At 58.5% G+C, this 14,268-nt stretch carries 12 protein-coding genes; 8 read left to right on the top strand and 4 right to left on the bottom strand.

Annotated elements, in window-relative coordinates; translation table 11 throughout:
• Positions 1 to 77 precede the first annotated feature (77 nt).
• Complete coding sequence (gene xrtH / locus ELE36_RS16185; RefSeq protein WP_129835100.1) at positions 78 to 581, top strand: exosortase H; 504 nt, start codon at positions 78 to 80, stop codon at positions 579 to 581.
• On the top strand, positions 578 to 1,468 hold the full coding sequence (locus ELE36_RS16180) for an SDR family oxidoreductase (RefSeq protein WP_207215800.1): 891 nt from the start codon (positions 578 to 580) through the stop codon (positions 1,466 to 1,468). The genes xrtH and ELE36_RS16180 overlap by 4 nt, the downstream gene beginning before the upstream one ends.
• A 2-nt stretch (positions 1,469 to 1,470) precedes the next feature.
• On the opposite strand, the gene ELE36_RS16175 is transcribed toward ELE36_RS16180, so the two are convergent.
• Positions 1,471 to 2,967, bottom strand: a complete 1,497-nt coding sequence (locus tag ELE36_RS16175) for a peptide MFS transporter (protein ID WP_207215799.1) — start codon at positions 2,965 to 2,967, stop codon at positions 1,471 to 1,473.
• 354 nt (positions 2,968 to 3,321) lie between these two features.
• Here ELE36_RS16175 and ELE36_RS16170 point away from each other — a divergent pair, with 354 nt between their 5' ends.
• From ELE36_RS16170 to ELE36_RS16160, 3 genes are all read left to right on the top strand, one after another.
• Positions 3,322 to 4,356 carry a TrmB family transcriptional regulator gene (locus tag ELE36_RS16170; protein WP_129835098.1) on the top strand — a complete coding sequence of 345 codons (1,035 nt, stop codon included), beginning with the start codon at positions 3,322 to 3,324 and terminating at the stop codon, positions 4,354 to 4,356.
• A gap of 163 nt (positions 4,357 to 4,519) precedes the next feature.
• On the top strand, positions 4,520 to 6,904 hold the full coding sequence (locus ELE36_RS16165) for a beta strand repeat-containing protein (RefSeq protein WP_129835096.1): 2,385 nt from the start codon (positions 4,520 to 4,522) through the stop codon (positions 6,902 to 6,904).
• Positions 6,905 to 7,170: 266 nt separating this feature from the next.
• On the top strand, positions 7,171 to 10,194 hold the full coding sequence (locus ELE36_RS16160) for a S8 family serine peptidase (protein ID WP_165371654.1): 3,024 nt from the start codon (positions 7,171 to 7,173) through the stop codon (positions 10,192 to 10,194).
• A 19-nt stretch (positions 10,195 to 10,213) separates the two neighbouring features.
• On the opposite strand, the gene ELE36_RS16155 is transcribed toward ELE36_RS16160, so the two are convergent.
• Both ELE36_RS16155 and rhlP read right to left on the bottom strand, forming a co-directional pair.
• Positions 10,214 to 10,816, bottom strand: coding sequence for a rhomboid family intramembrane serine protease (locus ELE36_RS16155; RefSeq protein WP_129835092.1), 603 nt, complete (start codon positions 10,814 to 10,816; stop codon positions 10,214 to 10,216).
• A complete protein-coding gene (gene rhlP / locus ELE36_RS16150) occupies positions 10,794 to 11,639 on the bottom strand; it encodes a rhombotarget lipoprotein (RefSeq protein WP_129835090.1) in 846 nt (281 codons plus the stop codon). The genes ELE36_RS16155 and rhlP overlap by 23 nt, the downstream gene beginning before the upstream one ends.
• Positions 11,640 to 11,853: 214 nt before the next feature.
• Between rhlP and ELE36_RS16145 the strand changes: the two genes are divergently transcribed.
• A complete protein-coding gene (locus ELE36_RS16145) occupies positions 11,854 to 12,588 on the top strand; it encodes a helix-turn-helix domain-containing protein (RefSeq protein WP_129835088.1) in 735 nt (244 codons plus the stop codon).
• 29 nt (positions 12,589 to 12,617) lie between these two features.
• Here the strand turns inward: ELE36_RS16145 and ELE36_RS16140 are convergent, their stop codons facing one another.
• Positions 12,618 to 12,827: a hypothetical protein gene (locus ELE36_RS16140; protein ID WP_129835086.1), complete on the bottom strand. Its 210-nt coding sequence runs from the start codon at positions 12,825 to 12,827 to the stop codon at positions 12,618 to 12,620.
• Positions 12,828 to 12,897: 70 nt separating this feature from the next.
• On the opposite strand from ELE36_RS16140, the gene ELE36_RS16135 reads away from it, so the two are divergent.
• Complete coding sequence (locus ELE36_RS16135; protein WP_129835084.1) at positions 12,898 to 13,596, top strand: response regulator transcription factor; 699 nt, start codon at positions 12,898 to 12,900, stop codon at positions 13,594 to 13,596.
• A gap of 115 nt (positions 13,597 to 13,711) precedes the next feature.
• Positions 13,712 to 14,266 (top strand): hypothetical protein, encoded by a 555-nt coding sequence (locus ELE36_RS16130; protein ID WP_129835082.1) that lies wholly within the window; start codon positions 13,712 to 13,714, stop codon positions 14,264 to 14,266.
• Positions 14,267 to 14,268: the final 2 nt, after the last annotated feature.

Below are 14,268 nucleotides of genomic sequence, written 5' to 3'. Positions count from 1 at the left end.
CAAGGTTCGTTCAACGAAGCGGGCGAGTGCGGGCTGTAATCGGTTAATCTATGGCATCGATTATCGCGTGATTTCCCATGATTCGTTTTGTAGTGATCTTTATCGTCTGCATCGCCGTGCTGTTTCCGCTGGAGCTTTTGAAGCCCGTCGACGATTACGTCATCGTGCCGTTTACGTCGATGCTGGCCGATCTGTGCGTGTGGCTGATCCACCTGTTCGACAAGGGCGTGGTGGTCGAGGGCAAGATCGTGCGCAGTGTCTCGACCGGTTTTGCGGTGTCGATCGAGCGCGGTTGCAACGGCGTCGAGGCAGTGCTGATCCTGGTATCGGCGATCCTCGCTTTTCCGGCGCCGTGGAAAAACAAGCTGGCTGGAATCGCGCTCGGTTTTCTCGCGATCCAGCTGCTGAACCTCGTGCGCATCATCAGCCTGTTTTATCTCGGCCAGTGGAATCAAGTGTGGTTCGACTGGTTCCATCTGTATCTGTGGCAGGCGCTGATCATTCTCGATGCGCTCGGCGTGTGGCTCGTGTGGCTGCGTTATCTGCCGCGCTCGCCCGGCGGAGCCATCAAGCCGGCGTGAGCGCGAAGGTGCGCGGCGCCTGCCTGATCGCCGGTTGTGGCGATACTGGAATCCGCATCGCAAACTTGCTGGTCAAGCAGGGTCAAAAAGTTTATGGCCTGCGCCGCATTGCGACCGCTTTGCCAGCGAACATCATTCCGATTGCCGCCGATCTGACCGATCCGGCGACGCTGGATTCGTTGCCCGCAGATATCGAAACGCTGGTGTATCTGCCGACTCCGCCACAGCGCACGCATGACGCGTATCAAAAAATTTTTCGCGACGGATTCGAACATCTGCTGCGCGCGCTACCGCAAGCGGCAACGACATTGCGACGGATCGTATTTATCTCGTCGAGCGCGGTCTACGGCCAGCACCATGGCGCATGGGTAGATGAAGAAACCGAGTGTCGTCCGCTTGCTTTCAACGGCGAAATTTTACTGAGCACCGAACAATGGTTGCTGCAGAATTTCACGAACGCATGTGTGCTGCGTTTCGCCGGAATTTACGGGCCGGGGCGCATACGATTGATCGAAGATATTGGTGCGCAAAAAGTGCGAGTTCATGCCGGCGCGGCCCGCTATACCAATCGCATTCATGTCGACGATGCCGCCGCCGCGGTGATGCATGTGCTGGGGTTGCAACAAGTTCGGCCGATTTACAATGTCGTCGATGACTTGCCGGCAGCCGATGGCGAAGTCTATGACTGGCTCGCCGATAAACTTGGGGCGGTGCGCCCCGCGCGCGAAGACAAAACATCGAGCGATACGCTCGGCAACAAACGTGTCAGCAACAAGCGACTGAGGGCGAGCGGTTTTGCGCCAAGGTATGCGGATTATCGCGCGGGGTATGGCGCCGTTATCGATACGCTGGCGCCGATCAAACCGAATGGATCAAGCTGCGGTTAGAGTCACGTCTGCGATGGTTGATCGGAAACACAACGCACAGTAGTTGCCGACAAGCGTTTGGTCAGCGGCAGCAACACCACCGCGAGCACCGTAGCGGCGATCGCGAGCAAACCGAGGTTGTTGAACAAGCTAGTGTAGATCGCGAGGCTAGCGAGCGGGTCACTGATGTTTTCGGGGATGCTCGCGTAATTCGCCACTACGCTGCCGAGGTACTGCGAGATCGCGACGGCGACGAAATACGCGCCCATCATGAAGCCACTCATGCGCAGCGGAACGTAGCGCGAGATCATCGCCAGTCCGAGCGCGCCGACCAGCAGTTCGCCGAGTGAATAGAATCCGTAACCCCAGACCATGAACCACGACGACACCTTGCCATCAACCGCGCTGGCACCGCTGGTGCCGAAGATCAGAAAACCGATCGCGACTACGGCAAAACCGATCGCGAACTTGCCGGCAATCGGCAGATCGCGACCACGTTTGCCGAAGTGTCGATAAGTCCACGCCAGCAACGGCGACAGCAGCATGATCCAGATCGGATTGAGCGCCTGGTACTGCGCTGCCGACCAGGTAAATACATGCATGCCGAACAGGTTCTGGTTCCAGTCGACGTTGCGTAAGGCAAACAGCGTGAGCGAAGTCGACATCTGCTGGTAGAAAATGAAAAACAGCCACGTTTCCACGACCAGAATCAATGCGATGAGCATACCCGCGCGTTCGTGGCGCGCGCCGGTTTTGATCATGTAGGCGAAGATCGCGAGGATCACGATGCCGGCAATAAAGATGCCCGTCATCGCGACCTCGCGATGCTGGATAACGAATGCGACCACGCCAACGGTGGCGACTGCACCGATGAGCACAAGCGCGAGACGATTCCAGCGGATCGGTTGTTCGTCGGCTGGCGAGCCTATACCGTCAACGCTGCGCAGCATCACGAGGTAGTTGATCAAGCCGAGCAGCAGACCGCCGCAGCAGATCGCAAACGCGGCATGCCAGCCGAAGCGATCCTTGATCCACGGCGCGAGCAGAATCGACATCGTCGAGCCGACGTTCACCGCCATGTAGTACAGCGTGAATGCACTGTCGATCTTCGCGTCTTCGCCTTCGTAAATCCGCCGCACCATGTTGGCCGCGTTGGGCTTGAACAAGCCGTTGCCGACGACGATCACTCCCATCGCGCAGTACAACGGATACGAGCCGTCGCCGACGATGCTCAGCAGCAGATAACCGAGCGCGAGAATGCCAGCCCCGATCGGCACCGTACGCCGCGTGCCGAGCACTTTGTCGCCGATCCAGCCGCCGATGGTTGGCGCGGTGTAAACCAGCGCGGTGAATGCGCCCCAGATCAGGTTGGCTTGCTGGTCACCGAAGCCTTCCTTCTGCACCATGAAAAGCACCAGCAGCGATGCCATGCCGGAGTAGCCAAAACGTTCCCACAGTTCGATCAGGAAAATGGTCGAGAACGCACGTCTTTGACTGGGTGGGGCGGGCGGCATGGACATGAGAAATCCCGCGATTGAGCAAGCTGCCAGCGTAACCGATGCAGTGCCTTCCGGTACGGCTTTTCTTGTCGTCGCATACCAGCAATTTTTCTGCCGTGCATGACGGACGCGGACGTCAGGTATGAATAGCAGATTCCGACAGGCTGGCGCCTACGCTGCGTTATCGCCTGATGCTACTTCACCCACTTCTCATGCATCGGCGTGCAGTATTATCCGAACATCCTGGCGCGCCGTGGGTGGCGCAGCGTTCCACATTCTCGCGTGTGGTTTGCGCCGACTGGCATTACATTGTTGCGGTGCGTTTGTCCGCCGCTATTTCCGCATCGGACGCTTAACTTTTTCCTGAGCCTGAACATGCAACGATCATTGACGGATTCGACTAGTTCGAGTGCATTCCGTGCACTCGGTCTGGCGCTTGTCGAAGAACAGATTTATCTGATGCTGCTTCCGCGCGGCGGCGCCACGGTTGCCGAAGTCGCTGAGGATGTGGGTCTCTCTGCGCCAGACTGTCGTCGCGTGCTGGGGTTGCTTGAGCAAAAAGGCCTGGTCACATACTCGCCGGAAGCTACGCCGCGTTACGCAGCGGTGCCGCCGGATGTGGCCGCTGACGTACTGATCGCGCGGCGCAACAGCGAGCTGCATCAGGCGCGCGCCGAAATGGTTAAGCTGCGCGAATCGATCTACAGCGATCCAAACGACGACACCGATCAGCGTTATGTCGAGATCCTCACGCGCCAGACTGCAGCGCAGATTTTTCTGCATTCGGTGGCCTCGGCGAAACACGAAATCCTCGGTCTCGAGCGCATGCCCGGTTTGATATCGAAGATGGATGAGCTTGATGACAACATGCTCGCCTGCCTGGCACGAGGCGTGCGTTGTCGCGCCATTACTCATAGCGATCTGCTCAACCTTCCCGGCACCATGAATCGATTGCGCCTGGCCACGCAGGCTGGTGAACAGTTTCGAATCCATCCGGCGTTGCCATTCAAGCTCGTGGTATTCGACCGACGCATCGCCATCATCCCGTTGCATCTTGCGCAGCCGGATGGGCCGGTACTGCTGGTGCGCTCGTCATCGTTGCTGGATGCGTTGTGCGAAATGTTCGAGATGTACTGGCGTGCCGCGGCACCGTTTGTTGCTGGCGACAGTGTGGAGGCCAACGGCGCGACCAGCGATGCGAATCCGTTGTACGCCGATCCGTTGATTCCGCTGCTCGCATCCGGCATGAACGACAAATCCATCGAGCATCAATTGTCGATGTCGCCGCGCACATTGGCGCGACGCATTGTTGATCTCTCAAAACGTCTTGGCGCTACCACGCGTTTCCAGGCTGGCTGGTTGGCGGCCCAGGCCATGCATGAACTGACGGCTGGCAAAGACCGCGAATAGTTACATGCATGCTGGATAGCGTGGCGGTTTTCTGCCATTGCCATAAACCTGCCGCACTGCGGCATTGTCGCGCTGTTGCTCGCGGCGCACAGTCGAGGGGTTCCGGTTCGTATCAATCCGATGCGCCGATCCGCCCGATTGATCGTCAGGAGTGTTCACCACAATGTCCCTTCGAAATCCACCCGGCCGCGCTGCTGCAAACCGCGCAAAATTCCTAATTGACGTCCGCGCGATATTGCGTCCGCTGCTGGTCGTGCTGTCGGTAGGCATGTCGCTCGTCGCCGTTGCCGCAACACTTCCAGACAGCAGCAAGCGTAGCGAAGTGACAGACGATTCGACCAATGCGATCACGGAATTCTACGCGGCGCTGCCCAACACGCCGATGCGTACCTACGTCACCGATGGCGCCGTCAATGCGATCGTACGTTCGGGAGACACTATTTATGTCGGCGGACAATTCAGCCGCGTTGGTCCGCGCACCGGGCCTGGTGTCGAAGTGGCGCTGGATGGTTCGCTGAATACGGCGATGCCGGATATCGCTGGCGCCGGCCCCAGTTATACGGGCGGAGCAACGACGGGGGTGCGTGCGGTTATAAGCGACGGCGCCGGCGGCTGGTTTGTCGGTGGCCTGTTTACTCATATCGGTGGCATCGCGCAAACCAACGTGGCGCATATTTTTGCCGATCACAGTGTCGATCCGAACTTTCATCCGGTACTGAACGGCGCCGTGAGCGAGCTGGCGCTGTCTGGATCGATTCTTTACCTGGCCGGCCCATTCACCGTTATCGATGGCACGGCGCGCAGCAATATCGCGGGTTACGACCTGATTGGTTATGTGAACTCGTTTAATCCGTACGCCGACGGCAACGTGAATGCGTTGGCAGTTTCCAGCGACGGGCTGACCGTGTATGCGGGCGGCAGCTTCGCCACCATCGGTGGCCAGCCACGCACCGGACTTGCCGCGCTCGATTCCGGCAACGGTTCGGCCAACAGCTCGTTCAATCCTGTTCTCGCCGGTCAGCCGAGAGTGTCGTCACTCGCTATCGCTGGATCGATCCTGTATGTCGGCGGCAGCTTCAGTACCGTCAACAGCGTGCCTTTGCGTGCCATCGCAGCACTCCATCTCGGCGGTGCAACGGATGGCACGGTGGTGGCGGGCTTTGCCCCGTCCCCGAGTTATTACGGCAATGTTTCCTATGCCAGCATCGATGCGCTGGCAGTATCCGGGGCAACCGTATTCGTTGGCGGCTCGTTCGACACCATGGGCGGCGCATCGCGCGCTGGTCTTGCCGGTTTGAATGCAGCGAATGGCAGCGCCACGGCTTTCGACCCCGATGTTCAAGGCAACATCAACACACTAGCCGTGTCGGGCTCGACGGTATATGTGGGCGGTGGTATCAGCTCGGCGGGCGGCCAGTCGCGTAACTATATTGCGCAGTTGAATGGTGCCGACGGTAGTGCGACGACGTTTGATCCCAACCCTAACGGTTCAGTGAACGCCATTGCTGTTACTGCTACGGCGGTCTATTTCGGCGGTCAGCTCAGTTCGATCGGCGGTATTGCGCGATCCAGCCTCGTGGCGATCAATGCAGGTGATGGCACGCCGACGGCGTGGGACCCGAATGCGCAAGGAAGCAACGGCGGATATGCGCTCGTGAAAGACCTCCAGATATCGGGCAATACGCTATACGTGGCGGGTGCATTTACCGCGATCGGCGGTCAGCCACGCAGCAACATCGCCGCAGTCAGCACGATCAACGCCACAGCCAGTAGTTGGAACCCGTCCGCCAGTGCTCAGGTTAGTACGATTGCCCTGTCAGGCAATGTGCTCTACGCCGGTGGCGGCTTTCAGACCATCGGTGGCCAGTCGCGTGCACTACTCGCGGCACTGAGCACAGTCGACGGCACTGCTACTGCATGGAGTCCCGCACTCGACGGCACGGCCGACGTGATCGTCACTAGCGCAGATCGGGTGTACGTGGGCGGTGCTTTCTTGACCGTTAATGGCGAAGCGCGTACCAGATTGGCGGCGTTTAGCATCGCAGATGGCAGCCTCACGAATTGGGACCCGCAGTTGGCAGATGGAATATTCGGCAGTAATGTCAACGCGCTGGCCATCTCCGGCAACACGATTTATGTCGGTGGCGGTTATACCGGAGTACGTGGCGTTGCGAGGCATAACCTCGCCGGGATCAATATGAGCGATGCCATGCCAACGCCGTTCGATCCGCAGCCCAATGGCGAAAACAATGACGGTGCCATCAATGCGATTACGGTTTCGGCCGATGGTGCCACGGTATACGCCGGCGGCGATTTCGAAAGCATCGGCGGCCTGACGCGCAGCGCCTTGGCTGGGCTCAATGTCAGTGATGGTAGCGCCACCAATTTCGATCCCAAAGTATCTGGCGGCACGATCTACACCTTGGTCTTCAATAACGGCGTGCTCTACGCAGGCGGAAACTTCCCTTCATTCGATCTCGCTTACCAGCAGGGTTTGGCAGCCTTCTCCAAGGACGCGGTTTTCCACAGCGGATTCGAAACGCCGTAATCACGAACCTCGCCCGCTCAAACCGCGACGACGCAGCAATGCGTCGTCGCATTGGTCACTGACTAGCGTGTCCGAAAAACAAGCCGCGGCCTTTTCGCGACAGCCGATTCACACCGCACCTTCGCTTGCTGGCGATCTTTGCATTTCACGCAGGTTCTGAAATGCCGCGTTATGCGGTCACGCCGTTTTCTCAAATCGTTCGAACGACGCGCTGGTGGCAACCGCTGCTTTTCGTCGGCATCGCAAGCACACCATCGGAGAACAGAATGCATACCTCGGTTCGATCTATCACCCGTGCACTGAGCATCGGCCTTGCGCTGATTGCGGCAGGATTTTCGGGTTTCATCCCTTCGCATGCAGCCGAGGTCACGACGGTCACTGCGCATCCATTTGCGGCTGCTGGATCAGTCAGCAATACCACCGATGTCCAGCCGTATATCATCACTTTCAGCGAGGCCGGTGTCTTGCATAACACTGGGACGGTCGCCGGTCTGCAATCCACCGCACCGAAAAATGTCGACGGTCAGCGCAAGCTCGATGTGCATTCAGCGGCGGCGCAGAGTTATGCGAAGTATCTGGCGAATCAGCGCAGCGCGTATATCGATACGATCAACCATATGCTGGGTCGCACACTGGTGGTCACGCACCACTACGCGATCACGGCGAATGCGATCGCGACCGATCTGAGCGCGGCCGAAGCGGCTAGCGTCGCTGCGGTCTCCGGTGTGCAATCGGTACGTGTAGCCGGGCAGCAGCAGTTGACGATTTATCGTGGCCCGAAATTCATCGGCGCCGATACGATCTGGTCGGGCTCAGCCACACCCACGCATGTCGGCACCACCGGTAAAGGCATCGTGGTCGGTGATCTTGATGCCGGCACCAGCAGCTCGCATCCGGCATTTGCCGATGATGCGAATTGTGGCTTTCGCGCCCTCGTGCCGAAACTCGTGGCAGTGGATTGCAGCAGTACCGATATCAACGGCTATTGTCATGGAGCGAATCCGCAAGCCAATCCAGGATTTGGCCATGGCGTGCATACTTCGAGCACGATCGCCGGCAATACCATAAACGCCGCCAACAGTAATCCCGCGCCAAACTTGCCCGGTGGTGTGAGCATGTCCGGCGTCGCGCCGTGCGCGGCGATTCACCACTACAAAGTGTGCGAGACCGACTCATGCGACGGCGCCTCGATCCTGGCTGGCGTACAAAATGCGATTGCGGACCAGGTCGATGTGCTCAACTTTTCCATCTCTGGTGGCACCGATCCGTGGAACGACAACGATCGAGATTTCCTCGATGCCGTCAACGCCGACATTTTCGTTGCGGCAGCGGCAGGCAACCTACAAGGCGCGCAGACCGATCCGCATAGCATGGTCAATCATCTGGGTCCGTGGGTGATGACGGTCGCGGCGTCAACCCAGGATCAATACATCGGCGCATACATGAAAGTCACCGGCCCCGGCAGTGTGCCGCCCGGCATCGCCAATCTCGCGCTGACGCCCGGCTCCACCACGACTACCGTGAATTCGATCGACAAGAGTGGCCTGCCGTTGATCTCGTACCCGACCAACCTGATCGGCTGCAGTGCGGAAGGCGGTTTCCCAGCCAATTATTTTCTTGGTGCGGTCGCCGTAATTCGTCGCGGCGAATGTCCGTTCACGGAAAAAATCAGCAACGCGGTTGCTGCTGGCGCGACGCGTGTGCTCATTGGCAACAATGTCAACGGGACCATCGCGATGGATACGACCGGCGCGCCGTCCGTGCCCGCCTTCAGCCTTGATGGCACCAGCAGCGATGCCTTGCTGGTGTTCATCGCGCCGCTCAATCCGGCAGGACCGCCTGGCGATCGAATTTTTTCCGCCGGCATGGAAAGTCTGGCTGCTGCCAGCGGCGGTGGTATCGGTTGGTATCGGCATTTGCTCGTCGGCGCGACGCAGGGCGATGTGCTGGCCAGTTTCAGTTATCGCGGTCCGGTCGATCAGGACGCGACCAAACCCAACATCACTGCACCGGGGGTCAATATCTATGCGGCATCCGATGTTCAGGATGGCAACTACGCGTATATGAGCGGCACCTCGATGGCGACACCGCATGTCACCGGCGCCGGCGCGCTGGTGCGCGCGGTGCATCCGGACTGGTCGGTGCAGGAGGTCAAATCGGCACTGATGATGACCGCGGTGAATAACAACGGTGTGCTTGACGACGGTACGACCCCGTGGACCAGCGAGGATGTTGGCAGCGGTCGGGTCGATCTGAGCAAGGCAACTTTGGCTGGCCTGACCATGGATGAAACCTACGCCAATTTTGTCGCGGCCAATCCGGATGGCGCCACGCCGATCGCGATCAAGACCCTTAACCTGCCCGACTTGCGCGACATGGCGTGTGCGCTGCCGAGTTGCAGCTGGAGCCGCACCGTGCGTAATCGACTGGCTAGCGCAGGTAACTGGACCATCAGTACAACAGCGGCAGCGAGTTTTGCCGTGTCCGCCTCGCCGGCAAGTTTCACGCTTGCAGCGGGCGCTACCCAAACCATCGTCTTCACCGCAACACGCTCGGGTGCGGCGCCGACGGTTGTGCTGGGCAATGTCATTTTGACCGAGAGCAGCGGACTCGCCCCACCGCAGCACATCAGCGTGGCGATACGCCAGCCGCCGCCGCCGAGTGTGGGATGCAGCAGCAATAGCTGCAGCCTGGTCACGGACAACTATCCAGGCGGCACAATTACCAACGCGCTTGGCAGTCAGCTCAATGGCTTGCCACATTCGATGATCTGGTTGAACCGTTTCAGCCCGGCGCCGACTGACTATCCAATCACGCTGAACACGGTGCAAACCGCATTCGACGCTGCCAACACCGATCTTGGCGACACGTTCGATGTTTTTGTCTACCAGGACAACGATAGTTATCCGAGCAACGGTGCGGTGCTGAAGGGTTCGTTTGCAGGGCAGGTGATAACCGCGCCACAAGACAGTTTCCAGACGATCACCATTCCGGGCGGGCTCACGCTTACTGGCAGCGGCGATATCCTGATCGCGCTGGTCACACGCAAACCGAGCCGTTTCCCGGCCAGCGTCGATGCCGGGCTGCCGAATCGAAAGCGCTCATGGATCGGCGGGGTGAATGGTGAAGTGATTCCGGCAGCACCGGACCTGAGTATGCTGACGATGTACCGCGTCGATCAGCTGGTCCTCGGTTTCAATTTCAACTGGATAATTCGCGCCCAGGGCAGCAACGCGAGTGGCCCTATCGCGCTGGGATTCGACAGTAGCAGTTTGAAAAGCGGAAAATAGTCCGTCTTCATGTGACACTTCAAACCGGCGCGGTGATTTCCATCGCGCCGGGTTTCTGCAAGAAATACCATCCCGCACCAATCGCGATTGCGAGCAGATGCGCTTGCCAGGCAACGTGTACTTGATTCGGCAGATCGGTCAGTGTCAGTGATAGTCCGATTGCATCGAAGCCGATCTTCGCGAACAGACACGCTGCGAGAATACTGAGAGTCAATCGAGTCGACGGTCGCGATTGCCACAGCGACAAACCGACCATCGTCGCGAGCATGATGGCGATCGCGGATGCGCCGCGGTAGTCGAGCAAGTCTGGCGATACCAGCACAATTCCGCTCGAAATCAATGGCGCGCCGATCAGCACAAACTGAGCGACTCGATGCGATCCGAAGATCGACTCCGCCATCGTGCCGTTCACCAGCAAAGCTGCCGAATCGATCAGCGCATGACGCGGCGAAAAATGCGTCAGATGCGCGGACCATAGGCGCCACAATTCGCCGTGCAGAATCGCGTGACGATTACCACTCAGAGGTTCGATCAGCGACTCCGGCATTGCCGCAAGCATCACGCAGCTCGTCGTGACGGCGATGCTGACCCACGGCCAATTAGCTCTGCGCGCGGCGGGCATAACCGACTCCGCACAGGCCTAATACTAGGAGTAAACCGAACGCGCCGAAATCTCCAGCGCCGCTGTAGCCCGGTTTGTTTTCGACTTTGAATCCGGCATCGGATTTGATGCGCTCCTTGAATTTGTCTAGATCGACATGCAATTGCGGAATCAACTGATCGACTGCTTGCTGGTAACCGAGATCGCGCGCGGCGCGGCTGCGCTGGCTGAAACTGGCCATCGATGCATTGCCTTTGATCTGACTCGTACCCGGCGCACGGAACAATAGTTTCCGACTGCTCACGTCGAACACCGCAGCATCGACCATGGTCTGCACATCGTATTTGTCGCCGCGGATGACATACGCGCCGACCACGGTCCAGTACAACACCGCGAGGGCGTTGGTGTCGTTGAACTGCACTTGATCGTAGGAAACCAGCGCGATCGCCTCGATGTTGAACATGCTCGCGACCTGTTGCAGATTGGTGAAGCCGCCGTGCGTGCGCAGATAGCTGCTCGGAATGATTTCGATGTTGCCGATGTAGGGATATTGCGCGAACGAATCCTTGACCCGCTGCAGCAAGTTCTGCTTTTCCGCCTCGGCCAAACCCTCGCAACCGCAGGCGCCCGGTACGAACGCGATGCCGACTCGCACCGGCGGATGCAGCCGCGTCACGGTCGGTTCGAGTTGCGGCGGTTCCTTCGCATCGGGATACAAATAGTCCACCACGCTGCCAGCCTGCCTGACACTGTGCGGCGTGACCCACGATGCGCAACCGCTCGCAGCTAGCAGCAAAACCAGCAGTGGCAATACGATCAAGAACGGCAGTGATCCGCGCGGCATAAAAACTCCTGTGGCGATGATGGACTGAACGAATTTCGCAAATGCACGCCGGAGATTTCCAGTTGTTAGCCGAATGATTTTTCGCTCGCTCACCGTGCTTTTGCTGCGCCAGCCTGCTTGAAGAATGTTTGCTGGCGCAAACTATCCTGCGCCAGTGATACGATATTGATCTGTACGTATCAAAAATTAATACCTCACTCGGTAGTAGAGAGTTATGGATGGTTCGCGATTGGTAGTGCAATCGATACGTGCGTTGCTGCGCCAGCGTGGCATCACGTACCGACAGTTGGCAGAGTTGCTGGATGTCAGCGAACCAACCATCAAGCGTGATTTCAGTCGCGGCGATTTTTCGTTGAGCCGACTCGATCGCATCTGTGCGGCGCTCGATGTATCGCTCGGCGATCTTGTACTGGGCAATGCGTTGCCGAGTGCCGCCCTGACCCAGCTCAGCGAACGACAGGAGCGCGCTCTCGTGCGCGAGCCGCGCTTGCTGGTGGTGACTTATCTGCTGGTCAACGACTGGAAATTGAGCGAAGTGATGTCGATGTTTGCGCTCGACGAAAACGCGTTGGTTTCCGTGCTGTTGCGGCTGGATGCATTGCAGATCATCGCGTATCGACCGCCGCACCGGATCAAGAAACTCACGGCGCGGAATTTCTCGTGGCGCAAGGACGGCCCGGTGCACGAATTTTTCGTCACGCGCGTCGCACCTGAGTTTCTGCGCGCACGTTTTGACGAACCAAGCGACGAACTGCATTTCATCGGCGGCACATTGTCGGCGGCTTCGCTGGCGCGACTGAAAATGTCGATCACCCAGCTGGTTCAGGAATTCGAGGAATTGGCGCGTCAGGATTCCCGGCTGCCGCTGGAAATTCGTGATGGCTGCAGTGCGTTGCTGGCATTGCGAAAATGGGAATTTTCCGAGTTCACCAAACTCCGGCGGCGCTGAGCCAGCTTCTTTGCAACGTCAGGCGACTCTCATCTTCGGCGCTCGTCGCTGAGTTGACCAAGGCGAACAGCAGCGGCGCGGCGATTGTAGATGGGCGAGAACAAGCTGCCGGCGCGACCTAACATCGCTTCTACATCCGGGCTCAGTTTTTTGATATACCGGATCGATCCCTGATTATCTCTTTCAGTTTTGCGCAGCGCGGGCGCAGGCGAGTAAAATACTTCCATTTGCTTTAGCATTAAATTTTTATGTCTGTGATAAAACCCTCTGAAGCGCAACCTCTGTTGTGCATGTCTGGCGATTGAAAAGATGACTACCAGTGAACTCGTGATCGGCTTGCTTGAAGACGATGCCGATCAGGCCAGCCTGATCGAGACGTGGTTGCTTGAAGCCGGTTATGTCACGCGCCTGTTTCGCTCCGCCGCGGAATTTCGCCGACGCCTCGGTGCCGGCGCGGTGGATTTGCTATTGCTCGACTGGGGCTTGCCGGAGAGCAGCGGTATCGAAGTGCTGCACTCGTTGCGCACATCATCGCATCCGACCTTGCCAGTGATTTTTATCACTGCTCGTGTACGTGAAGAGGACATCGTCCAAGGCTTGAACAGCGGTGCAGATGATTACGTCAGCAAACCCGCCAAAAAAGCCGAGCTGCTCGCGCGCATCGCGGCGGTGCTGCGGCGCCGCGGCGCCGAGGCGGAAAAAATGGATACGCTGGTTCTGGGCGTCTATGTTTTTGATTTGCTGCGGCGTGTGGCCAGCATTGCCGGACGCGAAGTGGAGCTGACCAACCGCGAATTTGATTTGGCGCTATATCTGTTCCGTCGTCAGGGGCGCATCGTCAGCCGCAACTCGCTGCTCGAAGACGTCTGGAATCTCAGTGCCGAGGTGTCTACGCGCACGGTCGATACGCACATCAGCCGACTGCGCAAGAAACTTGAACTGGACGACCAGCACGGCTGGCGACTCGCGGCGATCTATCAGCACGGCTATCGCCTCGAACCGATCTGACCAGACTCGCGTTGTGGAGCATTGCTCCCGGCATGTGTTCCAAGCAGGCTTGTTATACCATTGACGGCGCGGTGCCCGAATGCGGGCGCGATCCGTGTGCTAGAAGGAAAACGACATGGCCGACAAGAATCCCAAGAGCAATGGCAGCGCCGACAACGAGAACAATGTCACGCAGATCCGCGACATTCTTTTTGGCGGTCAGATGCGCGATTACGAGAAGCGTTTCCAGGAGCTGCACCAGCAGCTCGAAAGCGAACTTGAACGTCTGCGCCAGGATGCCGACAAGCGTTTCGCTGCGCTCGACAAACGCCTCGCCGACCAGCTCGAAAAACTGACTAGACAGCAACGCCAAGAGGTGAGTGATCGCACCGGCGCGATCGATAGTCTCGAGTCGCGCCTGCTCGAAGCCGCACGCACGCAACGCAGCGAAATCAACAAGGCCGCTGAAACCCTGGGGCACGATCTCGAAGCGCTGAATGATCGTCTGCACAGCAGTCACGCCGAGCTTGAAACGGCATTGACCAACCAAGCCAGCCAAGCCGATGCGGCACTGAATCGTGCGCAGCGCGAACTGCGCGCGGAGAAAGTCGGACGCGAAGATCTCGCTGCATTGTTCACCGAGTTCGCGATGCGCCTGAAGGGCGAGTTCGAACTGCCGCGCAGCAAATAATT

The organism is Pseudolysobacter antarcticus (assembly GCF_004168365.1).
Lineage (GTDB): Bacteria > Pseudomonadota > Gammaproteobacteria > Xanthomonadales > Rhodanobacteraceae > Pseudolysobacter > Pseudolysobacter antarcticus.
The sequence above is the reverse complement of the archived record's forward strand: the minus strand, read 5'-3'. Positions and strand labels throughout refer to the sequence as shown.